Annotated in this window: 19 protein-coding genes; 3 read left to right on the top strand and 16 right to left on the bottom strand. The window is 58.4% G+C overall.

Going from position 1 to position 26,602, the window contains the following annotated elements; all coding sequences use genetic code 11:
• Position 1 precedes the first annotated feature (1 nt).
• The 7 genes from glgA to LOY28_RS15990 all read right to left on the bottom strand — a co-directional run bounded on the left by glgA (position 2) and on the right by LOY28_RS15990 (position 8,623).
• On the bottom strand, positions 2-1,588 hold the full coding sequence (glgA, locus tag LOY28_RS16020) for a glycogen synthase GlgA (RefSeq protein ID WP_018926120.1): 1,587 nt from the start codon (positions 1,586-1,588) through the stop codon (positions 2-4).
• 570 nt (positions 1,589-2,158) lie between these two features.
• Positions 2,159-3,112 (bottom strand): D-2-hydroxyacid dehydrogenase family protein, encoded by a 954-nt coding sequence (locus LOY28_RS16015; RefSeq protein WP_258612114.1) that lies wholly within the window; start codon positions 3,110-3,112, stop codon positions 2,159-2,161.
• A gap of 13 nt (positions 3,113-3,125) precedes the next feature.
• A complete protein-coding gene (locus LOY28_RS16010) occupies positions 3,126-4,169 on the bottom strand; it encodes an alpha/beta fold hydrolase (protein ID WP_018926118.1) in 1,044 nt (347 codons plus the stop codon).
• Between the two features lie 139 nt (positions 4,170-4,308).
• A complete protein-coding gene (locus tag LOY28_RS16005) occupies positions 4,309-4,743 on the bottom strand; it encodes a YqaA family protein (RefSeq protein ID WP_258612113.1) in 435 nt (144 codons plus the stop codon).
• The gene (locus LOY28_RS16000; protein ID WP_018926116.1) at positions 4,743-5,189 is read right to left on the bottom strand and encodes a DUF411 domain-containing protein; all 447 of its coding nucleotides are present in this window, start codon (positions 5,187-5,189) and stop codon (positions 4,743-4,745) included. Before LOY28_RS16000 ends, LOY28_RS16005 begins: the two co-directional genes overlap by 1 nt.
• A gap of 203 nt (positions 5,190-5,392) precedes the next feature.
• Positions 5,393-7,387 carry a methyl-accepting chemotaxis protein gene (locus tag LOY28_RS15995; RefSeq protein ID WP_258612112.1) on the bottom strand — a complete coding sequence of 665 codons (1,995 nt, stop codon included), beginning with the start codon at positions 7,385-7,387 and terminating at the stop codon, positions 5,393-5,395.
• Between the two features lie 240 nt (positions 7,388-7,627).
• On the bottom strand, positions 7,628-8,623 hold the full coding sequence (locus LOY28_RS15990) for an aldo/keto reductase (protein ID WP_018926115.1): 996 nt from the start codon (positions 8,621-8,623) through the stop codon (positions 7,628-7,630).
• A 115-nt stretch (positions 8,624-8,738) separates the two neighbouring features.
• Here LOY28_RS15990 and LOY28_RS15985 point away from each other — a divergent pair, with 115 nt between their 5' ends.
• Positions 8,739-9,665, top strand: coding sequence for a LysR family transcriptional regulator (locus tag LOY28_RS15985; protein WP_111453580.1), 927 nt, complete (start codon positions 8,739-8,741; stop codon positions 9,663-9,665).
• Here LOY28_RS15985 and LOY28_RS15980 read toward each other — a convergent pair.
• The 6 genes from LOY28_RS15980 to LOY28_RS15955 all read right to left on the bottom strand — a co-directional run bounded on the left by LOY28_RS15980 (position 9,654) and on the right by LOY28_RS15955 (position 17,175).
• Positions 9,654-10,613, bottom strand: a complete 960-nt coding sequence (locus LOY28_RS15980; RefSeq protein WP_018926113.1) for a GNAT family N-acetyltransferase — start codon at positions 10,611-10,613, stop codon at positions 9,654-9,656. The two genes, LOY28_RS15985 and LOY28_RS15980, sit on opposite strands and share 12 nt — an antisense overlap.
• Complete coding sequence (locus tag LOY28_RS15975; RefSeq protein ID WP_167331179.1) at positions 10,613-11,902, bottom strand: phenylacetate--CoA ligase family protein; 1,290 nt, start codon at positions 11,900-11,902, stop codon at positions 10,613-10,615. Before LOY28_RS15975 ends, LOY28_RS15980 begins: the two co-directional genes overlap by 1 nt.
• Before the next feature lie 40 nt (positions 11,903-11,942).
• Complete coding sequence (locus LOY28_RS15970) at positions 11,943-14,345, bottom strand: aldehyde dehydrogenase family protein (RefSeq protein ID WP_258612111.1); 2,403 nt, start codon at positions 14,343-14,345, stop codon at positions 11,943-11,945.
• 1 nt (position 14,346) lies between these two features.
• Positions 14,347-15,477, bottom strand: a complete 1,131-nt coding sequence (locus LOY28_RS15965) for an acyl-protein synthase (protein WP_026286419.1) — start codon at positions 15,475-15,477, stop codon at positions 14,347-14,349.
• A gap of 21 nt (positions 15,478-15,498) precedes the next feature.
• Complete coding sequence (locus LOY28_RS15960) at positions 15,499-16,740, bottom strand: MFS transporter (protein WP_258612110.1); 1,242 nt, start codon at positions 16,738-16,740, stop codon at positions 15,499-15,501.
• Positions 16,741-17,037: 297 nt separating this feature from the next.
• On the bottom strand, positions 17,038-17,175 hold the full coding sequence (locus LOY28_RS15955) for a hypothetical protein (RefSeq protein WP_018926108.1): 138 nt from the start codon (positions 17,173-17,175) through the stop codon (positions 17,038-17,040).
• Between the two features lie 159 nt (positions 17,176-17,334).
• On the opposite strand from LOY28_RS15955, the gene LOY28_RS15950 reads away from it, so the two are divergent.
• Positions 17,335-17,523 (top strand): hypothetical protein, encoded by a 189-nt coding sequence (locus LOY28_RS15950; RefSeq protein ID WP_018926107.1) that lies wholly within the window; start codon positions 17,335-17,337, stop codon positions 17,521-17,523.
• On the opposite strand, the gene LOY28_RS15945 is transcribed toward LOY28_RS15950, so the two are convergent.
• Complete coding sequence (locus LOY28_RS15945) at positions 17,513-17,914, bottom strand: fe2+ zn2+ uptake regulation protein (RefSeq protein ID WP_258612109.1); 402 nt, start codon at positions 17,912-17,914, stop codon at positions 17,513-17,515. The two genes, LOY28_RS15950 and LOY28_RS15945, sit on opposite strands and share 11 nt — an antisense overlap.
• Positions 17,915-18,149: 235 nt before the next feature.
• Between LOY28_RS15945 and LOY28_RS15940 the strand changes: the two genes are divergently transcribed.
• On the top strand, positions 18,150-20,495 hold the full coding sequence (locus LOY28_RS15940; RefSeq protein WP_258612108.1) for an acylase: 2,346 nt from the start codon (positions 18,150-18,152) through the stop codon (positions 20,493-20,495).
• 56 nt (positions 20,496-20,551) lie between these two features.
• Here the strand turns inward: LOY28_RS15940 and LOY28_RS15935 are convergent, their stop codons facing one another.
• Together LOY28_RS15935 and LOY28_RS15930 are read right to left on the bottom strand one after the other, a co-directional pair.
• Positions 20,552-21,553 (bottom strand): FecR family protein, encoded by a 1,002-nt coding sequence (locus tag LOY28_RS15935; RefSeq protein ID WP_258612107.1) that lies wholly within the window; start codon positions 21,551-21,553, stop codon positions 20,552-20,554.
• A 131-nt stretch (positions 21,554-21,684) separates the two neighbouring features.
• Positions 21,685-26,547 (bottom strand): M35 family metallopeptidase, encoded by a 4,863-nt coding sequence (locus tag LOY28_RS15930; protein ID WP_258612106.1) that lies wholly within the window; start codon positions 26,545-26,547, stop codon positions 21,685-21,687.
• Between the last annotated feature and the right edge of the window lie 55 nt (positions 26,548-26,602).

Here is a 26,602-nt window from a genome sequence, read left to right as displayed (position 1 = left end):
CTTACTGTTTGCCCGATTTACCCAGCGCTTTAGCCACCAGTTGTTCGTAGAGTTCGGCGTAGGGTTCGACCGCCTTGCACCAGTTGAAAGGCGCCGCCATGGCCCGGCAACGCATGGCGTTGAGCAGGCCGGGGAAGGCGAACACCTTGAACGCGCGGCTCAGGGCTTCGCGATAGCTCTCCACGGTGGATTCGTCGAAAAGAAAACCGGTCACGCCGTTTTCAATGGTGTCGGCCAGGCCGCCGGTATTGCGCGCCACCGGCAATGAACCGAAGCGCTGGGCGTACATCTGGCTCAGGCCGCAAGGTTCGTAACGCGAAGGCATCAGCAGGAAATCACTGCCGGCAAACATCCGGCGGGCGTCGGTTTCATTGAAGCCGATGTGCACGCCGATTTGCCCGGGGAAGCGCAACGCCAGCTCACGCATGGCTTGTTCTTCTTCCGGTTCGCCACGGCCGATGATCGCAATCTGGCCGCCATTGGCGACAATGTATTCGGCCACCGCTTCGGTCAGGTCCAGGCCTTTCTGGTAGACAAGTCGCGAGACCACGGCGAACAGCGGGCCTTCGGAATCATCCAGGCCGAATAACCGGCGAACGTGCGCCGCGTTGACCGCTTTGCCGTCCCAGTCACCGATGCCGAACGGGTGGAACAGGTGCGGATCGGTGGCTGCGTCCCAGCTTTCATCGATGCCATTGGGAATCCCGCTGAGCAGACCTTGCTGGGTCTTGGCGGCGAGAAAACCGTCGAGGCCGCAGCCGAAGGCCGGCGTGGTGATTTCCTGGGCATAGGTGGCGCTGACGGTGGTGATGTGGCTCGAGTAGGCCATGCCGGCCTTGAGGAACGACATCTTGCCGTAAAACTCCATGCCTTCCTGCTGCAAGGCATGCACGGGAATACCAAGTTCCGGGCATGAGCCGAGGCTGGTGACGCCTTGGTACGCCAGGTTATGGATGGTGAACAGGGTCGGGGTGCGTTGGCCACGCCAGTGCATATAGGCAGGGGCCAGGCCGGCGGGCCAATCGTGTGCATGCACCAGATCCGGGCACCAGTGAATTTGAGCGAGGTTGGCGGCGATATCGGCGGCCGCAAGGCCCAGGCGGGCGAAACGAATATGGTTGTCTGGCCAGTCACGGCCGTTGTTGGCGCCGTAGGGTGAACCTTCGCGCTCGTACAGTTCAGGGCAGATCAACACGTAAATGACCAGGCCGTCGGGCATGTCCATGCGCCCGATCTTGCAGGGCGGCAACGCGGCGTGCCCGCCCAGTTCACCGATAATATGAATTGGATTTTCGCTGTTCAGCACTTGCGGGTAACCGGGGATCAACACCCGGACATCGTGCAGGTGAGCCATGGCTCGCGGCAGCGCGGCGGAAACGTCTCCCAGGCCACCGGTCTTCACCAGATCGGCAATCTCCGAGGTGACGAACAACACTTTCTTCTTGTTGGGATTCTGACGGACTACCGGTGCCAACGCTTTGGTGACCGGGACGCTGACCGATTTGGCGGTAAGGGCTCCCACGGTGCTGGCTTCGCCGACCTGTTGATGAGCACGTTCTCCCTGAACATCTAACGCCGTATTGATCATATGCATCTCCCCGTGTTGTTGATCTGATTCCAAACCTGGCACAAACGGTGTTGGCCAATTCCTGTGGCCGGGCGCAAACGCGCTACGCATCGGTGAGCAAGTGCTGCCCATGCGCTGAAGCTCAATGGGTGAAGTGGCTGTTGCAAGGAATGCACCAGTCGCTGTGCCCTACCTTTCAGCTGACCTGAAGCCAATACGAAAAGTTTCTATTTATTTCACCGAATGACCAGTCGGTTTTATTCCCCGAAAACAGTCTAGGCCAGAACCTAGAGCGGGGTGGTCAACCGGACAAATTGTTCGACAATCGGTTGGGGGAGGGTACAAAACACACGGGCTTTATGGGGAAACGCACCGACGAAGGGCAGGTTTGTTTTTTTGGGTGGGTCAAGACGGGACCGGGAAGTCACGATAGTTGGGCACGATGGAATAGGGGTTGCACCATTGCGGTGCGCAGGATTTAGGAGGGTGTGGTGGATTTGAGGGACTCTTCGCGGGCAGGCCTCGCTCTCACAGGGGAATGCATTTCACATGTGGGCGCGCGGCTTGCCCGCGAAGAACGATAACGCCGTCTCAGCCCAGCAACCGAATCGGCGCCCCGGCCGCCCAAGCCTGAATGTCCTCGATCATCTGCGAAAAGAACAGCTGATAGTTCTGTCGGCTGACGTACCCGACATGGGGCGTGGCCAACACATTGTCCAGCGTTCTGAAGGGATGATGGCGGGGCAACGGCTCGTGCTCGAACACGTCCAGAGCTGCGCCCGCCAGGCGTTTTTTCTGCAGGGCCTTGATCAGTGCCGCTTCATCGACAATCGGCCCGCGCGCGGTATTGACCAGCCATGCCGTGGGCTTCATCCAGTCCAGCGCCTGAGCGTCCACCAGCCCTCGGCTGCGCTCGCTGAGCACCAGATGGATCGACAGCACATCGGCCTGCTCGAACAGTTCCTGCTTGCTGACATAGGTCACGCCGACTTCAGCGGCCCGTTCACTGGTGAGGTTTTCGCTCCACGCAATGACGCGCATGCCGAACACCTGGCCGAATTGGGCAACCCGTTGACCGATACTGCCCAGGCCGAGGATCGCCAGCGTCTTGCCCTGCAAGTCGCCACCCAGGCCTTGCTGCCAAAAGCCCGCGCGCAAGGCGTTGGCTTCGACCACCAGGTTGCGGGTCGCGGCCATGATCAGTGCCCAGGTCAGTTCTGGCGCGGCATGTTTGTAGCTGTCGGTGCCGCAGACCTGGATGCCCAGCGCGGCGGCGGCCTTAAGGTCCAGGGCGGCGTTGCGCATGCCGCCGGTGACCAACAGTTTGAGGGTGGGCAAGCGGCGCAGCAGGTCTTCGTCGAACCGGGTGCGCTCGCGCATCACACAGATCACCTCGAATGCGCCCAAGCGCTCGGCCAGGGTTTCGTTATCGGCCGGGTAGTCATGGATAAAACTCACCTGGCCGATGCTGTCCAGCACTGACCAGTCCATCACGTCGCGCGCTACGTCCTGCCAGTCATCGATCACCGCAATCTGCACCGCCATCAGCCTTACCTCATCAACGAACGGGATTGGTTTTGTTCAGCCAGCCGAGCAACGCCTGATGAAACTTCGCCGGCTCCTCCATCTGCGGCGCGTGGCCCAAACCCGGGAATTCAATCAGTGTCGACTGGGGGACCAGCTTCGCCACTTGCTTGCCGAGTACATCGTAATGACCGATTTTCGCCTTGACCTCGGGCGGTGCGATGTCTTTGTTGATGGCCGTGGTGTCGGAGGTGCCGATCAACAGCAGGGTCGGCACTTTCAGGTCCTTGAACTCGTAGTACACCGGCTGGTTGAAGATCATGTCGTAAATCAGCGCCGAGTTCCACGCCACCGCTGTTTTGCCCGGTCCTTTGGCCAGGCCTGCGTACATGTTCACCCAGCGGTCAAACTCGGGCTTCCAGCGGCCGTCGTAATAGGTGGTGCGTTGGTAGTCATGAATACCTTGCGCGGTCACTTTCAGCTCGCGCTCATACCATTGATCGACCGAGCGATATGGCACGCCGAGGGCTTTCCAGTCTTCCAGGCCGATGGGGTTGACCAGCGCCAGTTGTTCGACCTGATCGGGGTATTGCAGCGCATAGCGGGTGGCGAGCATGCCGCCGGTGGAGTGGCCGAGCAGGGTCGCCTTTTGTATGCCGAGGGCTTTGAGCAGTTGCTGAGTGTTGCTCGCCAGTTGCTGGAAACTGTACTGATAGTGGTCCGGTTTACTGGAGGTGCAGAAGCCGATCTGGTCCGGGGCGATGACCCGGTAACCGGCCTCACTCAGTGCCTTGATCGAGCTGTCCCAGGTGGCTGCGCAGAAATTCTTGCCATGCATCAACACCACGCTGCGGCCGTTGGCCTTGCCTTGGGCGGCAACGTCCATGTAGCCCATTTGCAAGGATTTGCCCTGGGATTGAAAGGCGAAATGCTTGACCGTGTAGGGGTAGTCAAAGCCCTGGAGTTCCAGGCCGTATTCTGGTGTTTCGGCCTGGGCCTGGTTCTGGGCATAAACGAGAACCGGCAGTGCCGCCGTTAGCAGCAGGCCGGGTAACCAGCGGGAAAGGATGGGCGACATGGGGAAACTCCACAGGAAATCCGCCGATGCTGGATTGGCGTGATTAGGGTGACATTAAACGCAGTCAAGCCATTCCCCTCGCGATGCACTCTTTTTGTAGCAGCTGCTACGGCGAACGCCGATACACGGGGCCTTTCGTTCAACCCATCCAGCCCAACGTGGCCACTGCCAGCACGCCATAGCGGGCACCCTTGGCGAGGGTCACGATCATCAGGAAACGCCCCAGCGGTTCGCGCATGACGCCGGCCACCAGCGTCAGCGGGTCGCCGATGATCGGCACCCAACTCAGCAGCAAGGACCAATGACCGTAGCGCAGATAATGTATTTGGGCTTGTTGAAGATGGCGAGGGCTGACCGGAAACCAGCGCCGCTCGCGAAACCGCTCGATGCCGCGTCCCAGCCACCAGTTCAGCAGCGACCCCAGCACGTTGCCCAGCGTTGCCACTGCCAACAGCGACCAGAGCCAATACCGGTCGCTGAGCAACAACCCCACCAGCACCGCTTCGGACTGCAAGGGCAGCAGGCTCGCGGCGCCGAACGCCGCGAGAAACAACCCGATGTAGGCACCGAACATCAATGGGCGGGGTAGTCCGCCACCACCACGTCAGTGCCATCCTTTTGCAGGCCGATCACCTGATAGGCATCGCTCATGCCGTCCATTTCCATCCCGGGCGAGCCCATCGGCATACCGGGGGCAGCAACTCCCAACAGATCGTCACGTTTGCTCAAGGCCAGCACTTGGTCGGCCGGCACATGGCCTTCGACGAACTTGCCGTTGATCAAGGCGGTGTGGCACGACGCCAGGCGAGGCGGTACGCCGTGTTGTTGCTTGAACTGGCTCATATCGGCTTCGACGTGGTCTTCGACCTTGAAGCCGTTGGCTTCCAGATGGCTGACCCATTTTTTGCAGCAGCCGCAATTGGCGTCGCGGTGCACTTCGATCGGGATCAGGTCGGCGGCCTGGGCCAGGGAGGAGATGAAGAGGGCGCTCAGGGCGGCCAGACGCAGGTGGGTTCGCATGGGAGTCTCGTCTCGGGTTACGGCCAAAAAGGTGCATTTTGACTCTTTTATCCGACTGGGCATTGCGCGAGTGTTTCTAAGTTATACAAGGTCGGCTGGCCAGATCATCGCAGGATTCAGCTGTCAGCTGAATGAGCGCGCAATGACAAAGTTGTCAGGTTCGCCCCCTAAGCGTTGAAAACCGGCGCTCAGGGGGGCGACAGTCAACGCACCTTGAACCGCCCCATGATCGCGCTCACCCGGTTGTTGGCCTCCAGCAATTGCCGGGTGTTGAGTTCGCTGGCCTGACCGCTTTGCACCAGTTCGTCGACCATGTGGCGGATCTGCACCATGCTGCGGTTGATCTCTTCGGTCACGGCGCTTTGCTGCTCGGCGGCCGTGGCGATCTGGGTGCTCAGGCTATTAATGTGGCTGACCGAGCCGGCCATTTCATCCAGGCCGGAGTTGACCCGGGCCGTGGCATCGGCGGCTGACTGGCAGCTGGCCTGGGTGTTTTCCATGGCGCTGACCGAAGAACTCACGCCTTGGGTCAGGCGAGACAGCATTTCGTTGATTTCCGAAGTGCTGGCCTGTGTGCGGGCGGCGAGGGCACGGACTTCATCGGCAACCACCGCGAACCCGCGACCTTGCTCACCGGCCCGGGCGGCTTCGATGGCCGCGTTGAGCGCGAGCAAGTTGGTCTGCCCGGCAATGGCGCCAATCACCCCGAGAATCTCGGTGATGCGCTGGGCGTCCTGTTGCATGCTTTCGACTTTATGGGTGGCACTCGCCACTTCGCCGATCAGCGCCACCACACTGCTGGACGCTTCGCCGACCACCACGCGGGAGCGATCGGCGTGTTCGTTGGCGCGCTGGGTGAAGGCGGCAGTCTCGGCAGCGTTTTGCGCGACGCTGTCGGCGGTCGAACTCATTTCGGTGATGGCGGTGACGGTCTGATCGGTTTCCGAGGCGTGACGCACCAGAATCTTGCTGGTATGCGCGGAGGTGCGTTGCAGGTTCTCCAGGCTCGACGCCATTGCGCCGGTGGCCTGAGTGACTTCGCCGATCATGTTCTGCAAGTAGGCAATGAAGGCGTTGACCGAATGGCCGATGGCGCCCAGTTCGTCTTCGGCGCGGATGGTGATGCGTCGGGTCAGGTCGGCATCCCCCGTGGACAAGGCATCGATGTTGGCTTTCAAGGCTTTCATACGCTGGATCAGTTGGCGGATGGCGTACACCTGCAGCAATACCAGCAGGATCACCATCGGAATCTGCAACAGGCTCAAGGTGCTCAGCACATCGTCACGCTGGGCGGTGATCAGCCGGGTCGGCAGGGCGGTGGCGAGGAGCCACGGCGTGCCTTCGATCGGACGCATGAAGAAGGTGCTGGCTTCGCCGTTGTCATCGAACTCGACCCGTTGCAGGGGTTGGTCACGCTGCGCCAGACCAGCCTTGACCTGAGCGGCAAACGGCGAGTTGGCAGCCAGCTCGCTAATGTTTTTCAACACGATCGGCCCGCTGATTCGCGAGCTGTTGCTGATGATCTTGCCGTCGCCCTCGACAATCAGCATCTCGGCGCCCAGGTCTTTTTCCTTGCGCGCCACCAGGTCGTTGAAGAAACCCAGGGTCACGTCGATGGTCGAGACACCGTACGCCGCGCCGTTTTTCTGAATGGCCATGGCGCAGTTGGTGCGCGGTTCGGCGCTGGCATCATCTTTATAAGCGGCGGCCCAGGCACATTGGCCGCGCGGGGTCTGCATGCCGCCCTTGTACCAGGTCTGGTCGTAATAGTTGGGTGCCGCGTCGCTGTTCCAGAACGTGTTGACCGCCAGTTTGCCCGAGGCATCGCGGTGCCAGAAGGTGCTGAACTTGTTGCGCCCGGCTTCGCGCTGACCAGGCAACGGCCAGATCCCGCCACCAAAGACCTTCAGTTCACCGTACTGATCGACCAGGCCTGGCAGAACCGTGTCGATGGCGGCGCTGTCGAGCAGGGGAATGGTCTGGGTGATGCTGCGCTGCTGGGCTTGCACCTTGTTCAGTTCACCCTGGATCTGCTCGGCCACTTCGGCGATGCGATTGAGGGCAACTTGTTCTTCGGTGTGACGCAGCTTCGGCGCGACCAACTGGCTGATGCCAGCCACGGTCAGCACGGATAGCAGCAGGATGAACAGGACCAGAAACAGCGTGTAGCGAGCCTGAATGGTACGGAATGCGGGCATGGGACCGGTCCTTGTGCAGCGTTTTTATTATTGGGTAGGGGTTCGAAAATCGGCGGCGTCGAAGGGCTATCGGCGCGCGAAGGCTGAGCTTTAGGTACGGTCGTGCAAGATTTGACTGGGGTGACGGGGGGTGGGCGGGAAGTGTCGATCTCGGTCCCCATTGGCAAGGGCGTGAAGGCCAGGGCCTGACGTGGTCGGTTGTGTTGGCCCGCTCGAACTGTCGAGCGGGCCAGGCAACGGCTACCGGTCGAGCAACTTCATGACCTCTTCCGGATAGCGCAAGCCAGCGGTGGCATTGGCCGGGAATATCGCTTCAAGGGCCTGCAACTCTTCGCGGCTCAGTTTCACCTCCAGCGCGGCCACATTTTCCTCCAGGTATTTACGTTGTTTGGTGCCCGGAATCGGGATCAGGTAATCCCCTTGAGCCAAGACCCAGGCTAAGGCCAATTGGCCGGCTGTCACGCCTTTGTCGGTGGCCAGTGTTTGTACCTGCTGCACCAGCAACAGGTTTTTGGCAAAGTTTTCCCCTTGGAAACGTGGGCTGAAGCGACGGTAGTCGTCTGCGGCGAAGTCATCCGGGCTTTTCAGTGCCCCGGTCAAAAAGCCCCGGCCCAACGGGCTATAAGGTACAAAGGCCACGCCCAGGCGCTGGCATGCGGCCAGGCAACCGTTCTCTTCCTGATCGCGGCTCCACAGCGAATATTCACTTTGCAGGGCGCTGATCGGATGAACCTTGTGCGCTCGCTCCAGTGTATCGACTGAGGCCTCACTCAATCCCAGGTAACGCACCTTACCGGCCCTCACCAGTTCGGCCATGGCGCCGACGGTTTCCTCGATGGCCACCTGCGGATCGATGCGGTGCTGGTAATACAAATCCAGGGTTTCCACGCCCAGGCGCTTGAGGGTGCCGTCGATCGCTTCGCGAATGTATTCCGGGCGACCGTTGACGCCACGCGCGCCGGGGTTGGACGGGTCACGGACAATGCCGAACTTGCTGGCCAGGAACACTTGGTCGCGCTTGCCGACAATCGCCTTGCCGATTAGCTCTTCGTTGGTATGTGGGCCGTACATGTCTGCCGTGTCGAGCAGGTTGATCCCCAACTCCAGCGCGCGATGCAGCGTTGCCGTGGCTTCGCGGGTGTCCACGCCGGTGGTGTAGAAATCGGTCATGCCCATGCAGCCTAGACCGATGGCTGACACCTGTGGTCCGTTCTTGCCCAGTTGACGTGTTTGCATGAAATGAACTCCCTGTGGATGTAGGCGCTTAGTGTCGATCTCGACAGAACGAAGATAAACCGGCTAAAAGTGCTATCACTGTTCGTAATTTCTAAATAATCATCGAGTCCTGACCATGGATCGTTTAAACGCCATGCGTGTATTCACGCGAATCGTCGAACTGGGCGGCTTCGCCAAGGCGGCGGACAGCCTGCAATTACCGCGTGCCTCCGTGACCATTCTGATCAAGCAACTTGAGGCCCACCTGGGCGTGCAACTGCTGCAACGCACCACCCGGCAAATCAGCCTGACGCTCGATGGCGCAGCCTATTACCCGCGTTGCGTGCGGTTGCTGGCGGATCTGGAGGAAACCGAAGCCGTGTTTTCCGCTGCTCGCCACAACCCCAAAGGCCTGTTGCGAGTGGATATGCCGGCGGGAGTGGGGCGTTTGATGGTGATCCCGGCATTGCCGCAATTCACTGCACGCTATCCCTTGATCGAGCTGGAAATCGGTTTGAATGACCGGACTGTGGATCTGATCCGCGAAGGTGTCGATTGCGTGTTGCGGGGCGGCTCGGCCCTGGACGAATCACTGGTGGCGCGACCGCTGGCCACACTGGATCAGGTCACGTGTGCGAGTCCCGAATACTTGCAACGTTGCGGGACTCCGCGGTGTCTGGAGGATCTGAAGGGGCATCAGATGGTGGAGTACTTTTCCAATAGCACGGGCAAACGCTACGGACTGGAGTTTGTCGTCGATGGGCAGTTGCGGTTGATCGACCTGCCCAAGCACGTCGCGGTCAACAGCTCCGATGGCTATCTGGCGGCGTGTGAGGCGGGATATGGCTTGGTCCAGGCTCCGTATTATCACGTTGCCCGTCAATTGAAGGAGGGACGTTTGATCGAGGTCCTGAGGGATGTGCCGCCACCGGGTATGCCGCTGACGGCGCTCTATCCTCCTCACCGCCAGTTATCCCGGCGGGTTAGGGTATTTGTCGACTGGCTGGTGGAACTTTGCGCTCAGCCGGGTAATGACTTTTACAGGAAACCCTCACGCGGCTGAGCGGGCTCCAATGGGTGCATCGGCGCAGCGCTGGCTTCTCGTGGCGCTCGCGTTCTGCTGCAAATCGTCATGCAACTGTTGCATGTATACGCAGCCCAGATCGAGGGATCGAACCTGCACGCCCCGATGAAACAGGGCGAACCAGCCATTGTCACCTGACGTAGGCATCAAGCCGGTAAAGGCGAAGCCCAGCGCCGAAAAACTGCACAAGTCCCGGGCGAAGTGCCGGGACAGTTCGAGCCGTGCCGAGATCACCCAGTGCCCGGGCAGTTGCCGGAGTTGCTCAAGTAAATCATTGTTCAAATGCTGAATGATAATGTCGACCCGATGCTGATGTTGTTCAATTTGCAAGGACGTGGCGAGGCGCGGAGTGTCCTGGTGGGTTCCGAATACCGAGCACAGGTGCTGCATAAGCGCCCGGCAGCTTTCGGGCCATTGGATATCGGGGAGTGGTCGTGTGTGTCCTTCGATCATGTGGCAACACATCACCATGGTTTCCGGAAGTGGTTCGCCAAATGGCGAGGGGACGTAATCGGGAAGCAGTCCAGTGTTGTGGAAACCGAGTTTTTTTGCGATGCGTTGCGTGTAGGGATGGTGGGTCACTTGCATGATCGAGGCGCTTTTAAGCCCCAGAGAACCTGCCTGTCTCAGCAGTTCGCGGCCCAGACGAGTGGCGATGTCCTGCCCCTGCGCGGCGGGATGTACCACGGTGAGGGCCAGTTCCGCGGTATTCGAAGGTGTGTCGCGTCGCAACGCGGCATGACCGAGGACGGCTGTGTCATCCACAGCCAGCATTGATTGCCAGTGACCCTCGGCATTGTGCTGATTGATCATGTTCGGCAGGTAAACATCCGGCTGAGCGTAATGATCGCCGTAGACTTCTTGAAACAATCGACTCACTGCGTTTGCATCGGAAGGGCGGTAGGCGCGAATTATCAACGGGGTCATCACACGAACTCCTGCAAGGGAACGTCATACACTCGCAAATCCAGCACCCGCAGTTGTTTGCCCGAGCGAGGGTGGAGTTTCAGGTCTGTGGTTGCGCAAGGCAGTACTCGAAACTCCAGCAGACCCTCGCGGCTCAGGTCGTCGATGGCGGGGTAGTGGGCGAGCAGCGCTTCACGCAATTCGCGGAGCACCGGTTCGACGGCTTGTAACTGAGGTTCGGGCACCCACTTCACGCTCAGCAGATCCTTGGGGCCGGTCTGCTCGATCAGCAATTGCCATTGTTCGCTGTGCGCTACACGCTGGACGATCTCGTGTATTTCTTCAGTGAACAGCGACAACACACCGACTCGTACTCGTTGACTGTGGGCACTGCGCCCTTTGAGCGCGAATTTACGCCTCGGGGTTGCGGCCGGCTCACGCCAACAGGCACGGTCGCCCACTGGGTAGCGCAGCAGCGGCATAAGCCGGCGTGTCAGGTTGGTCAGTACCAACAACCCGGTGCGATCGCACTCTTCAATCACTTCACCGGTGTGTTCGTCGACGATTTCCAGCAGGGTTTGTTGATCGAACACCCGATGCTCGCCCAATGCGCAGTCGCGATCGCTGGCGCCTATCAGCCCGGCGTCTACGCTGGCGTAGCCGATCGAGGCGATACGGGCATTGGGGAACATTTCCCCAAGGATTGCCAACTGCGGAGCAAACAGGCTTTCGCCGGCATATAACAGCGTCTCAACCCCGTACAACACACGCCGATGCTGCGCCAGGTAGGCGCAGAATTGCAGCAGTTGTGCCGGTACGCCGGCCAGAACGTTGATCCGATGCCGCTCTATGGCATCCGCCAATACGTCCGGCTCGACGTTTCCGGTAAACGGAAATTCGCAGATGGATCGCTCGACATAGGCCAGGGAGTCGTGGACGAACAGAAAGCTGGCGTAGAGATCCCCTGAAAAAAACAGGTTGGCAACCCGGTCGCCATTGTTCAGTTGAGCTGAGAGGCTGGCGCCGAACGTGCTGACCAAGGCTTGCCATTCCTCGTAGGAGTAAACCGCAAGTTTGCCTTGGCTGGTCGAGCCTCCGGTTTTTAATACCAGTGCATCATCGACATCTCCGGTCAGGACTGACCAATGACTCAAGTCGTTGCTACCGGACCAATAGTCGGCCACATGGGTTAATGGCAGATCTTTTAAAGTAAGCCCGTTCTCGGGCAAGTGTTCCAGATGTTTATGGTAGAAGTTGGAGTGTTGTCTTATATAAGGTACAAGTTGTTCAAGCGAATAAGTTGGCTTCACGGGATTCTCTTTTATAGTGGGCGTCTTGCGTCGACTTCTCTTATTTTCGTTGATCGATAACTAAGGGGGTTTTGCCACTGTGTTTGTTTCGGGTGAATGCTTGTTCAACGCATGTTGTCACCTCCACAATTAAAAGTTCAGCGCGCACCGCATTCGCCAAGGCTTCGTGGGTCAGCAGTTTTTCGTGTACCCACTCGGCGTCTGCATCCGCGAGAACGTACATGCGTTCGACCCCGTTGGCGGTGTGGTCCAGGACCACTTGAATGGGGGATCCCACACTGAGTTCCAGCGCCGCGGGCGAAATGAACTCCGTGCCAATGCGCACCAGTTTGTCGTGCCGCTGCAGCAGTTCGAATCGCGGCGTCTCCAGTCCGCAAGGGCAGGTTCCGGGTATCCAGCGGCCGGTGTCGCCGATGTCATATCGGCGCACGTGCTGACCCTGCCGGGCGCGTGACGTAAACAGCAGGCGGCCGATCTCATTGGCCTGTACCGGCGCATCCTGTTCGAGCTGGACGATTTCCAGATGCTGGATTTCGCTCATCAAGTGGAATACGCCGTCCGCCGTTGCCCGGCAGGCATGCCCCAGGGGGCCTGCATCGACGGAGCCATACATGGCGGAGCGAATCGTCGACACCCCACAGCTTTCCATCAGGCGCCGACTGGCTTCTCCCGGATGTTCGCCGCCAAGGAATACTTTGCCGATACCGGCATAAGCGCGAAGTCGGGCCTGCTCTTTGAGAAACAGCCGATGCAACGTGCTGGGCATGCCGATCAGCACGGTGACACGCTGCTCCACGATCAGTCGGGCGATTTCGCTGAAGTCATCGTCCTGGGGAGCCCCCATGGGCAAATGCACAACCCCCATCCGTTCAAGAATGTTGGAACAACTGAAAAAACCACCATAAAGGTTGCCGCCGTAGAACAGGTTCATCACCCGGTCCAGTGACGGATCGAGCCCGACGCAGAACATGCCGTCGGCCGAGGCGCGCATTTGTCGATGAAAGTCTTGATAGCTGAAGCCAGCCAGCGCCGGGGTCCCGCTGCTACCGCCGGAGCGGAAGTACAGCTGTGCTGCGGACCCGATCGGCTGGGCCATAAAAGTGTCCTTGTCCATGATCGGGTCACGGGATGTGTCGGGGGCGGGCGGAACTGGGTCGAGCGTTGCACGACCTGTTAAGACATGCTGGGGCAAACTCACCGAGAGGCGGCGACTCAGACGCGACAGCGCGTAGACGCCATCGTGGGGCTCGCCGGTGTATCCGTCATGGATCGATTCGCAAGGTGCAATGCGACTGACGCCGGCATTGACCAATGTTCGAACGAGCTCAGGCGTTTTTGCCGAGGGGGACATCAACGCGCAGCTTTGCAGGAAGTTGCGCCAGGGCTGCAGCGTCTCGGCGAGCAGATACTGAGGAACCGGTTTGAGCACAATCGTACGAAACAGCGGTGACGGCGCGAGCTTTTGATGGTGCTCCCAGATGACGCGCCATCCGAGGCCAGTCCACACTTGGCCGGTCTGATTGGCAAAGCACTGATCGAGCCGTGCCATGGCGGTGCGGGTGGTGATTTCCGATGCTTCCTGATCTGTCGGCGTTAATGCCGGCCAGTGTGGGGCGCGACGGTTGAAGGCTTCGGCCAGTCGATCTCCGAGGTTCTGCAAGACGGCCGGATCGTTGCTGTCCACCAGCACCCATTGAGGACTGGAACACGCTTGTTGATCCAGTCGACAGACTTCATCCGCCAGAGCATCGAGCGCCGAAGGCGACGCCGCATCAGGTGACAGGTAGGCGAAGCTGATTTTGTGTCCCCAATCGATCCAGCGACAGCCGGACGGGATTTGCTGGCGGATCGATTTAAGCGCCACTTCTGCGCCCCAGGCGGATACCCCATCGGCCTTGGCGCAGAGTTGAGCGATATAGGAGGTGTCCACCGGCAGAACCGCTACGAATTCGGCCAGTCTGCCACTGGTGTCGCAACGCAAAAGGGCGGCGAGCAATTGTGCGGTCAAACCCTGATCGCTGGAGCTGGGGCGCAGCCAGTTGATGTTGCCGGCCAATAGACTTTCGAGGATCGCGCAGAACGCCAGCATCGGCGCATTGCCCGGGGTGATATGCACCACCAGCCCCAATGGATGCCAGCTTTCGAAGCTTGGCTGGCGGTAGTCGATACGCCGCAGTGAACGCGGTTGCGGGCCCAATTCCCGTTCAAGCTTGGTGCTCAGGTTGCTGCGCTGGCAGAAGTCGATAAGCCCCTGACATTGGTCGTCGTCCAGGGGCAGATCCAGGCTGCGAGCTTGCAACTGCGTGGCAAAGCAAGCGGCGGACTCGATCACGATATCGCTGTCGATCGGCGTAGCCAGCAGCCGGGGCAGCGGTTGCTGAAGGAGGTCGAGGGCGCTTTGGGCAGAGATGTCGTTGCGCAGTTGGCCATTGATCAGGTACATATCAAGCTCCCCCGATCAGTTCTGAAGCGGCCATGGCACAGCTACGACTGGCGCTGGTGCCGGCACGTCCATGCAGTTCGAACCAATCGGTCGTCAGGCCGCATCCGCAACTGGCGCCGGGGTGCAACGTTGCCAGATCGCCCATGACCACAGCATGAGCAGGGCTTGAGGAAATGTAGGGGGAGACGAATTCCAGCAAACCGCGCTGGCCGTAGGGCTGGACAGTGAAATCGGATGGGTTGCGCACGAAAACCTTCGAGTAAATCGGTACATGAAAATGATGGTGGGCACACTGGATATAGGGCACGGCATGCTCTACGGCGCCGTAGCCGTCCCGGCAGCGGGACAGGTCGATACCCAATTGCCGGTTGATGCGGGCATACAACTGATGCAGGGGAATCTCCTGTGCCGCCTGGGTTTTCCAGCCGCCCCCCAGCAACACCAGTGACTGGGCAGGCAACTGCAAGTCGGCCACGCCTGTGTCCTCCATGTGCTGCAGTGCATGGGAAAGGAACGCCGGAAAACCGAGAATGCGAACGGGCAATCCTTCCTCGGCAAACTCCTGCAGGGCGCGAATGACACCGAAGAGGTCGAACTCGTGGCCTTTGCCGGTCAGACGCAAGCCGTAAGCGGCTCGGTTGACGGGGGCATAGCTACACAGAAATTGATCGGTATAGGCCGTGCCCAGGGTAATGACCGCCTCGGGTTCGTAGCTCAGAAGCAAATAATTGCAGGGGCTGTCCGGGGTGTCCCAGCCGTAGTGCCGGAAAATGTGGCTCACCATGCCTTGGGCGGCGACCATGCTGCGATGGTCGTAGCGCATGCGACTCTTCTGACCGCTGGTGCCGGATGAGGTCATCTCCAGCGCGCCTTCGCCTGTGGGACTGATCAGCAGATGACGTTTGAAGTAATTGGCGAAAATCGGCGGCAACCTTGACCAGTCATCCAGCGTCTCGAGAGTGCGGGCATCAAGGCCATTGGCGTTCAGCCAGCGCTCATATCCGGGCGTGTGATGACAATGAAACAGGCTGATTTCACCCATTGCCTGATCGAACAGACCTTCTGGCATGGATTCCAGGCAATAGGGTTGCGTTAACGCGCAAAGCGCATCGGCGTGGGGTAGATGGATCATCAAAAGACCTATGGGGTGGTATCAGACGGCAAGCGTGATATGAGAGCGACGCAGAAACAGTCGTAAGGGCGCCAGGCACAAGAGTCCCGTGAGGCCGGCCATCAGGGCGAAGGCTTCAAGGCTGTCACCGGCACCCAGTGCGGCGATAATCGAGCCGCCGCCACCCATGACGGCAATGGAGATCATGCCGATCATGGCCGAGACCAGGCCTTTGCTGTCGTCGCTGGAGAACAGGGCGAGCCGGTACAGCACGGCATTGCTCATGCCGAGACCGATGGCGTAAAGCGATAGGCAACTGACCAACAGCACCGTTGAAGCACCGGTGAACGTTATGGTGATCAATGCAATGAGCCCGCCGCAAAATGGCCAGAGCGCATATCGAATCAGTTGGGGCAGTTCAGTGTTGGCAATCAATCGGTTGAGTATCAGATTGCCGAGAATGACGGCCGCAAATACCGGGATTTGCCACAGGCCATACTGCAGAGGAGGAAGTCCCTGGCTCTGGATCAGCAAGATTGGCGCCAAGCCGATCCAGGCAATCAACGGCAGGCTCATTAGTCCCAGGGCGACGGTAGCGCTCAGGAATTGTGTGTTGGTGAGCAACGCGGCGTATCGGCGCACGGTGCCGTTCCATTCAAAGGGCACTGCGGCCAATTGTTGACCGTCCTGGCGCGCGGTGCCCACGGTTTCCGGCATGAACAGGTAAAGCCCGAGCCAGACCGTCGCGCCGCCGACACCCAACACTAAAAACAGCTCCCGCCAGGAAAGCCATTCCAGCGCCAGGCTGCCGAGCAGGGGGCCGAGCAGCGGGGAGAGCAGCGCAACGTTCCCCAGCAACGCCATGATTTTTACCGCGTCGGCTTCGCAGAAGACTTCTTGCAGGGCTGGATAACTGACTGCAATGACAAATCCCAATCCGATGCCCTGAATCAGGCGCAAGCCGTTGAAGGCAAGAATGCTCTGCACGTAGAACGCCACGGCACAGGCCAGGGCGAACACCGCACAACCGATGAGCAACAGCCTGCGACGACCGAAGTGATCGGACAATGGTCCGATAAGCCACTGCAGAAGAACGCCGCCAATCAAGTAAAGATTGAAGGCATATGGAACGTGACTCGTACTGGCATCCAGTTGATGGGTGACGGTCAACATGGCCGGCATAATCATATCGCTGGCCATATAAGTCAGCAGTTCGAAAAGAGTGATTGCAAGACAAAAACCGAATAATCGAGGCGGACTTATATCTATCAAAGGTTTGCGCATGGCGTTCCCGTTGGTGCTGGAGTTGGATAAGGCAGCAGAGCAAGAGTAACCATGGCTCATGAATAATTACATGTGCTTATGTGAGGCTAAGAGTTTCAATACTTTTCGTTATGTGTCTGGCTGGAAGTTCAGGGGAAAGAGGAGTGGGGTTTTGTAAATAAAATTACAGAGAAATAAGAATAGTCCTACACAAAAATGCCCGCTATAGAGCAGGCATTTGTACGCGACTTGTAGGGTGATTTCTTCGTCTTGTGAGTGAATGGTAAGTTATTCACTGGTGAAGAAAGCAGTTTAACGTTATCGACGCTGATAGTAGCCGTGTCCGTCACGGTCGTAATGGTGGCCGCCATGCCAGCCGTTATTAGGAAAAATGATGCAGCCACTCAGGGTCAGGAGGGCGAGCAGTGGAATCAGCTTTGTGATTCGACGGAACATTTTAAAAATCCTCATGGTTATCGCCGCAATGAAGTCAAAACTCTTCATCGGCTGTAACATGAGACCCCGTTTGCAGCCCCGCATTCGCGCAGAACTGTAGGGGTTTGGTATGCAATCGGATACAAACCGGATACATTTTTTTTGGTTCAGGAACCCGTAATGACCCAGTCGCAACGTTTGAAATACTCGATTCTGATTTCCCTGGTGGTACTGGGGATCATGTTCGGCCTTTCCTGGCTGCAGAACGCAGGGTTCATCAGCGAGAAGCTGTTCCAGTACATCGCCATTGGTGTTGCGGTGGTCGTGGTGGTGATCAATGGCGTGATGCGTCGCAAGGTCAAGCCTTGAGCGACGCCTGCTGGCCTGATTGCTCGCCATGAAGGACGGCGACAGCCTGTGGATGCAGGCTGTAGCTTTTGTCTGGATTGAGCGTGATAACGCCTTCACTGCACAGGCGTTTCAACACTTCGCGGACACTGAGAAAGGACAGGGGAATGTCCAGGTCCAGCAAATGACTGTGCACACCGCGCACACCCAGGCTGCGGTCGCCTTCGGCGGCGCTTAGCAAGGCGTCGATGACTTTCAGGCGAATCAGGCTGGTCCGCAGGCCAAAGCACTTGAGCAAAAACCTGATCCGTTCGTTGCCCTGGCGTTCGGTCTGTTGATTGCAAGCACCGGAGCTCATGGCGCTGCCCTTTGGTGCATGGCTACCATCCGTTGGCAGTTGCGGGTTGTACATGCAAAAACTCCTTTCCAGAGCCTGATCATGAAAATGTGATGGGTGCTCTTGATCAATAAGACGAACGAGCCGGGAAATAATGAAGACCTGCATGTAGAAAATTTGTCGCCGCGACGTCAGCGCTCTGTGAGAAGGGCATTTGGGGATGCCCTCGAAGACCTAATTTTTTTGGTGTTCGCTTCGTTTTTCTGGAAGGCGCATTGCGTGTCATACGTCTTTTCGATCAGGAGCGAGCGTGATTATTTCCAGGCAGTTAACCAGGTTGAGCCTGGCGGGTGTGTTTCTGGGGCTGAGCCTTGGGGCAAACGCGCGCAGTCAGCCAGAGCAGGCGACGGCCGACATCCGTCGAACCAGTTTCGGCGTACCGCATATCCGCGCCGTAAACGAGCGCGGGCTCGGCTATGGCATTGGCTATGCCTACGCTCAAGACAACTTGTGCTTGCTGGCCAATGAGATCGTCACCGTCAATGGCGAGCGTTCGCGGTATTTTGGCCCGGAGCAGGTGACGCTCGAGGAGCGCGGTAACCTGGCCAGCGATCTGTTTTTCAACTGGCTGAACACCCCCGAGGCTGTCGCCGGTTTCTGGCAGGCGCAAACTCCTGAAGTCCGTGATCTCATTGAAGGCTATGTGGCGGGTTACAACCGTTCGCTGACAGAGCGTCGAGCGCAGGGTTTACCGCAGCAATGCCAGGGCGAATGGGTGCGCGCAATTACCGCCCAGGACCTGGTCAAGTTGACTCGTCGATTGTTGGTCGAAGGCGGCGTGGGCCAGTTTGCCGAAGCACTGGCCGGCGCGACTCCGCCTAAAGCCGTCGCTCATGCGGCAGGCGACCCGGCGTCGTTCCAGTTGGCGACTTCACGCATGCAACGCTTTGCTCTGGATCGCGGCAGCAATGCCGTGGCGGTTGGCAGCGAGCGTTCGTTCAACGGTCGCGGAATGCTGCTGGCCAACCCGCATTTTCCTTGGGTGGGCGGGATGCGTTTCTATCAGATGCACCTGACCATTCCCGGCAAACTGGATGTGATGGGCGCCGCGTTGCCCGGTCTGCCGATGATCAACATCGGGTTCAACCAGCATCTGGCATGGACCCACACCGTAGACTCGTCCAAACACTTCACCTTGTATCGCCTGCAACTCGATCCGAAGGAGCCGACCCGCTACCTGCTCGATGGCAAGTCTTTGCCAATGAAAAAGCAGACGCTGACAGTCAGCGTGAAGCAACCCGATGGCCAGACCCGGCAGATTTCCCATGTGGTCTATAGCTCGGCGTTCGGGCCGATTGTGCAATGGCCTGGAAAACTGGACTGGAACAATCAGTTTGCCTACAGCCTGCGTGATGCCAACCTGGATAACGACCGGGTCTTGCAGCAGTGGTACGCGATGAATCGTGCCGCCAGCGTCAAGGATTTACAGGCTTCAGTGCACAAGATTCAGGGGATCCCGTGGGTCAACACCCTGGCAGTGGACGATCAGGGGCAGACGCTTTACATGAACCTGTCAGTGGTGCCGAACGTCAGTGCCGAGAAGTTGGCCAAGTGCAGCGACCCGCGAGCGGGGTTACAGATGATCCTGCTCGACGGCTCCAACAGAGCTTGTGCCTGGGACATCGACCCGCACGCCGCGCAAAAAGGCATTTATGCCGCAGACAAATTGCCGCAACTGTTGCGCAAGGATTTTGTGCAGCATTCCAACGATTCGGCCTGGATGGCCAACCCGGGACAACCGCTCACCGGTTTCTCGCCATTGATCAGTCAGGACAGCCAGCCATTGGGGCTGCGTTCGCGCTTCGCCCTGGAGCGCCTGAGCTTTTTGAACAAGGCGGGTCCTATCGCGGCGGCGGATCTGCAACACATGGTGATGGACGATCAGGTGTATCAGGCGGCCCTGGTGATGCCGGACCTGCTGCAATTCTGTGCCGCGGACCTCGGCACCGATGCGCCGACGCTGACGCCCTTGTGTGCCAGTTTCAAGGCTTGGGATCACCGAGTGAATCTGGACAGTGGGCTGGGCTTTGTGCATTTTCAGAACGTCATGCTGGCGTTGCAGCAAACCCCTGACTTCTGGCGTGTGGCGTTCGATCCGAAGGATCCGCTACACACCCCGAGTGGCCTGGCCACCGAACGGCCGGAAGTCGCCAAAGCGGTTCGGGCGGCGATGCTGGCTTCGGTAGAAAAGGTCGAGACCCTTGGCCTGAAGGCCGACAGCCGCTGGGGCGATATCCAGGTGGCCAGCAGTGGCGGGCAGCAAACGCCGATCCACGGCGGGCCGGGCACGCTGGGGGTGTATAACGCCATTCAAAGCGTGCCGAGAACCGACGGCAAACGTGAAGTCGTCAGTGGTACCAGCTATTTGCAGGTGGTGACGTTCGATGACAAGGGGCCGCAGGCTCAGGGTTTGCTGGCGTTTTCGTTGTCCAGTGACCCGGCGTCGAAGTATTCCCGGGACCAGACACAGGCCTTTTCGAAGAAACAGTTGAGTGTGTTGCCGTTCACCGAGCAGCAGATCACGGCTGATCCGCAGTATCAGGCTCAGACGATCCGCGAGCAGGATGAAAAGGTGGGAAAGGTCGCCGCGCAGTAACAGCGATAGCGTTTAAATGAAAAGGTGAAGGCCGTACCCCGCAAGGGTCGCGGCCTTCAGCTTTTTGGGGCTTGTTGAGGCATTGAGTTGAGGACCGGATTGCCGTCTTGGTTGCGGGTCAGGTAGACCGGCAGCACCTTGGGCAGCGAAGCCACCAGGTTATTGAGCTCTTTGATGTTGTAGATACCGCCGAGGCGAATCGAACCAGCGCTGTGGTCCGCGAGCATCACCGGTTTGTTCAGATAACGATTGATCAAGGGCAGGGCATCGGTCAGCGCCAGATTATCAAGCACCAGTTTGCCGCTGCGCCAGGCCAGCGACTGGTCGTTGGCATAGGTCTGGCTGATTTGTGGCGTGAAGTCGCCGTGCCTGTAACGTGCCTGCATCGCAGGTTCCAGGCGTAGACCGTCGCCGGGCAGGGCATCGTTGCTGGTCACCAGCACGGTACCCTCGATCAGGTTCACGCGTACCTGGTCTTCATACATCCAGACATTGAATTGGGTGCCGGTGACGCGAATCCTGCCGTCGCCCGCCCTGACAATGAACGGGTGCTGCAGGTCGTGGCTGACGCTGAAGAAGGCTTCGCCTTTTTTCAGCGTGACACGACGTTGATCCTTGTAATTGCTGAACGTCAGTTCACTGCCCAGGTTCAGCTCCACCTGGCTGCCGTCACCCAGCGTGACCTGACGAACATTATCGGTCGCCTCGAAATGCTGGTAGGCATTGGGCAGCCACCCCAGGTTCCATCCGGTATACGCGGCCAGTGGCAGCGCCAGGGCGCAGATCGCGGCTGCGATGCCGAAAGTGCGCCAGGGTGTTGTCGGTTTGACCCGAACAACCGGCGCAGCGGATTCGGGACGAGGCAAATCCCCCGCAACATCCCAGATATCCAGCATGGCTTCGTACTCGAAGGCGTGCAGCGGATGGGCATCACGCCATTGCTCGAACGCCAGGCGTTCCTCTGCCGTGCAGTCGCTGGCGTGCAGACGCATGCACCAGTGCGCAGCGGCATCGGTGATGGCGTCGTATTGGGCTTGCGAGAGAGAGTGGTCGGTCATTGACTCATCCTGATTTCCTGCATTCTAACCTTGAGGGGAAGCCTGCGAGAACAATCGTCATGGCATTTCCCCATCAAAGTCGAAGTTATTTTCAGGGCACTGACATTGCGCCAGTGCCTGGTGACCGCGTTTCAGGGGGTGTCGACGTGAAGTTGACGTCCCAAATGAGAGATAAGCCAAGCGACAGAGTCAGCATTGGCCAGCTGGACAGCCAGTCTTGTCGTCGCATCCTTTTTGAAATGCGTGCGTGCTTCGGCCAGGGTTTTTTTTCCGGTCAAACTCAAAATCCGGTCACGTGTACGGTTGGTTTCCTCGTAGAAGGTTTGACCAAAATCTTCCCATACATTTGTATCGTCATTCAAAACGGCGAACAGTTCGGATAAGGGGGTATGGATTGAAAGTGCTTCCTTCTGAAGCTGTGTCAGCGCCTTGCTCAAATGGTTGCCACGGGGCGTAGTGGTATCAATCAGGTCGACAAACGGTCTGCTTGCATCCATATAAGCAATATCCTCCGTGTCACAAATCACATGCGACAGCTCGTGGATCAACGTCGTTGCGCGGGCGTGGGCACGGATTGGGAACGCGGCATCGGTCATGTAATTACGGTAGTGATCCATGTAAGGCATAAAATACTTCTCTGCCAGGTAGATTTTTTTCTGTTGATCGGTAGGGATCGTGAAGGCAAACATATGGTCCCGGTCACCGGGATGAGCTCTCCCGGTGACGAAGCGTTCCGACTGCTCGTTCCTGAGGGTCGGATCCAACAAGGCACCGAGGATGTCCTCTACGACCTTCTGGATCATCGTCACATGCTCGGGCGATATCTCCGACACATCAAGAAACCTCCTGACGAGCTGATGAACCGGTGTCTCTGTGTCGCCTGAATTTTTCAACAGTTGCAAGTTACGAAAACCGTTCCACGCATAGGTGGTTGCGAAGTCAAGGCCTTCGTCGATCAGCCGCGCCCGCACAGGGAAGAGCCGGCGTATTTGAGCCATTCCGTTGGCTTCGACGTTCATCCCGCCACGGACAGCGTTCCACGTTTTCAACCTCTTGATCAGGCTGTACTGACGAACCAGCTCGTCCGGTTCCCGCACCCACTGCTTTGAGGCGTTTCGAGCAACATGGGGGCCGCTTCCGTCCGGACCGCTGATGCGCCAGCGCAGGCCACGTTTTTCGAGTTGATAGACCTTTCCTTCAACCGCACCGTATTTTTTCTGTGTGGTCGGGTGCGTGTAGAGCCCAAGGGCGGTGTCCCGGGTCATTGAGCCAAGGTTGACATCAACGTGCTCGTGGTTTTGCAAACCGGTGCGTGCGGGATCGGTAGTGGCGATGTCCTGCCATTTAAGGCTGGCACTGGCTGGGGAGGGGGAAGCCTCGCTGGCCGCTGTAGAGGGCTCTGCCGGGCCTTCCATTGACTGGCGCAACATCGCCAGTTGCGTGATGCCGCTGATAAAGGATGTTATCGCCGGGCCCCATTTGTGTTGTTGAAGCTCCTCCGCAGACTGCTTGACCTCACGATAGCTGCGCCACACGACAATCGGGTAGGCCAGTTTGCCCATCAGGAACGTATAGGCCTGTTCCAGATCGTCACCCAGTACACGTTTTACGGTTTCCCACTCGCCCTGAGCGTCTTTGTTGGACTGGGTGCCCAACAGTCGCGCGAGGAGTTTGATATTTTCGTTGAACAGGTGCCTGAACAGATGGCCCTTGATGGGGTTGGAGGCCAGACTGATCTTGCCGGACGCTTTCGTACCCGTCACATGGGTGTCGTAATGCGTGCGGCCGGTGTCCGACAGCCTGTTGCGCACCCAACTTTGTAATGGCCCTTGTGACTTGAGCTCGGTCAGCAACAGCTTTTCGTTTTCATATTCCTTCACGCCATGCTCAGGGCTATAGGGCGCGATAAGCACCTCGGGTCCCGGGGTGTTCTGTTTGGGGCCGATCAAATACATTCCCGGGACTTTGATCGACTGGTCTTTACCGAAGAGAAGCTCAAGTGGACGGATTATCGCATTCGTACCGCTGACGGCCTCGCGGGCGATTGCATCGGGCATGTCCATGACCTGCCGAACGAGGTCGAACCCGGTTTCGCTCAGGCGTTCCTGCAGTTTTAGCGAATGCGCGTAGTGCAGCAGTTGCCAGGGCAATTGTGCGGCGAACAGCTGCCTGCAGGATTTCGCAGTGGTGCTGGTTTCGGCAAGCGCCGCCTCCACAAATTTTTTGTGGAACTGACCGACATTCAGCTTTCGTATCAGGCTCTTGATGTAAGGCTTGTCCATTTTGGGAGGGATGGCGGCTGAGGTGAGTGACTTCAACTTGAAGTCGGCACTGTCCAGTTCATCAAAGTGAGTCAATGCAAAAGCCGACAGCGTTAACGTCTTTGCCGTGGACATCAGGCGCGAGGCAACCTGCACCTGGACGTTGTCCGGATCAATGGTCAATTCATCGGCCTTGAGTAACTCTTTCAACTCGAACTGTGCCGTGCGTTCAAGAGAGCGCACGCCGCTCAGGTAATCCTTATCGTCTTGGGCATTGCTCCGGTATTGCTGAAGCAGTTCTGCATGCAGTCTCTGATCCTGTATGGACGCTTTGGCCAACCATGCCGGAAGCTTTTGTTGTGTCGTCAGAGAGCGCGCGAGGTCTGTTGCCCGACGCAGCCCCGTCATCGGTTTATGCAATGCCACCAGGCTCAGTAGATTCTTCAGGACCGGTTCGGTCAGGGGGGAGGCCAATGCGCGTTCGACGGACAGTTGATCCAGCCGAACAAATGGTTTTTGTACGTGATCCAGAAAATTCTCATGAATCAGCTGTAATGGCGCGAGGGTAAAGGTGCGCCCTGATGTTCGCTGGCTTCTTTCGATATTCTCCAGAATCGCTGGGCGATCGTCCTCGCTCTGCAAACGTTTATTGAACGCTGTCAGCAGCGGTGTGAGGGCGGAAAAGGCTTCGAATCCCGAGGCGGGGGTCCATAAAATCGCCTTGCCGGAGTGGGTCGGGTCCAGGCCGCCGCGTTCGGTGAGCACAAAACAACTGGCGAGATCGAGCAAGTCACTGGAGTCGCCGGCCTTCAGCGCAAGGGAAAAGACGTCCGGCAGAAAACCGTTCAGCGCTGCGCGTTGCAGCCGGACCGGCGTCTCAAGCACCGTCTTGATCATCGCCAGCTCCGTCGTCCCAAGCGCGCGGATGACACCCAGCAGCTTGTGCTCGCTACGCAATGCGGTGGTCAGGGTATGCACAAACTTGGGTTGCAGTTGCTCAAGGGACGAACGGGTGAGGGTTTGTGCCGCCGCTAACGTTTTAACCGAAATGGACGGGTGTTTATCCAGCTGTTGCTCAAGTGCCTGCTTGACGGTGGAGAGACTTTCCAGTTGTTCTTTTGCCGATTCTGCCCGCACGGTGGCCGGTCGGGCACTCCATCGCTGATCGGCCCGGGTGCTCCAGCGGCCGTTTGCATCGCCGGTCAACAGGCGATTGTCGATCAGGCCCCGTACATCCAGCGCATTGTCGAGCAACGCATGCACATTGAGCGTGCCCTCGCTTTCCCGGTACCGGCTCAGGGCGTAGGTCAGGTTCTGCCATTGCTTGGCCCGGACATCTTCCATGAGTCGCTCAAACACTTGGCCACTAATCGGTTCAGCAATGATCAGGCGCTCCTGTGGCTCAAGCGACAGGAAGGTGCCGCGTTCCTCGAGGGACATGAAATTAAGCAGATTGTCCTCGTGACCTTCACTTTTGAGCATGGTCAGTATCGTGTCTTTTATCGCTGCAAGATCGGTACTGGCCTGGATGCCTGAGGAGTGGGTGTACAGGTAGCCCAAGGTGTCTGAGTTACCGCACATAAAGGTGGATGCGAGCTCTACGTAATGTTTGTAGAGGGCGCTGACACGTACGGTCTCGACACGTAACGGCAGGGCTGGCGCAGGCGCGGCGCCGCTGACGCTCATCAACTCCAGATATTCAGTGGTGTTCAAAATACCTTGCTGACGTTTTCGCAGAAGATCCACATGGTAGGCATCCCGCATGCCCTCGGCGAAAAATTCGGAACGGGACTGCCCGCTGCTCATGGGAGAATTCCAGAAGGTTTCGAGCAGACTCTGCAGATGGGGCGTGAAGCTTTGCGCGATCTCTTTTACCTCGAGTTCCCAGGCCTGGTTATCAGCGTCGCTGCTCACACCGTGGCCGGGGTTGGAGAAGGTCCTGATGTCGCCATCCGGCCATTGATTGGTCAGGTAGAAGTGCAGCAGGGCATCGCTCAAAGACAGCGAAGAAAGCTTGCGCCGGTTTTCCGGGTTGGTGCCATTGGAGGTGGGAGAAGCGCTGTCGATAAAACTATCCAGTTGCGTACGGCGCTGGTCCAGTTTGGGAAAACGCTTGGCCAGGGCGATGTTGAGCAGCTCGTCCAGCATCGATTGCAGCGACGGAATTTTCACCAGTTCTGCCAGCATCGTCTGGATGTTCTGCGTCTGGTTGCGGTCGAGGATCTGCTCCTGGTCCTGAAACCCCGCCCCCTCGATTTTTTGCGGCGTCACTGTCAAACCCGTGGCAGCCAATGCAGTCGCCCGCTGTTCGATGGAGAGATAGCGCAACAGCGCCTGCTTGCCGTCGTCCTGGCTCAGCAGTTCCTCGAGTTTCTTGGTGAGGTCGGTCATGTCCGCGTATTTGACGAGACCTTTCCACGGTGTGTAGAGGATGACTTCGCCGTTGGCCTTGTGTTCGTTTTTGACATCGTCCTCGACTTTGGGGTGACTCATGCAAAACGCACCGGCCAATGGAATGTCAGTCCCGTCGGGCATCTTCAACATCAACCGATCTATCTGCATCGGAGTCTTTTGGGCTGCGCGAATCTCGTGGGTGGCGAGATAGACACCACCCCTCAACCATTTCAAATCGTCGAGAGTGAGATGCAGCGCTTTCTCGCGATCACCGGGGTGTTTGGTATTGGATGCACGTTCTGCCTCGTCGAAAAAATACGGCAGTGCTGGAGCAGTCATGATTTTTCCTCGATGGGCTGCGATCGATGGCGATCGCAGGTCGTTGGCTCGAGGG

This window comes from Pseudomonas sp. B21-017, from assembly GCF_024749245.1.
Classification (GTDB): Bacteria; Pseudomonadota; Gammaproteobacteria; order Pseudomonadales; family Pseudomonadaceae; genus Aquipseudomonas.
The sequence above is the reverse complement of the archived record's forward strand: the minus strand, read 5'-3'. Positions and strand labels throughout refer to the sequence as shown.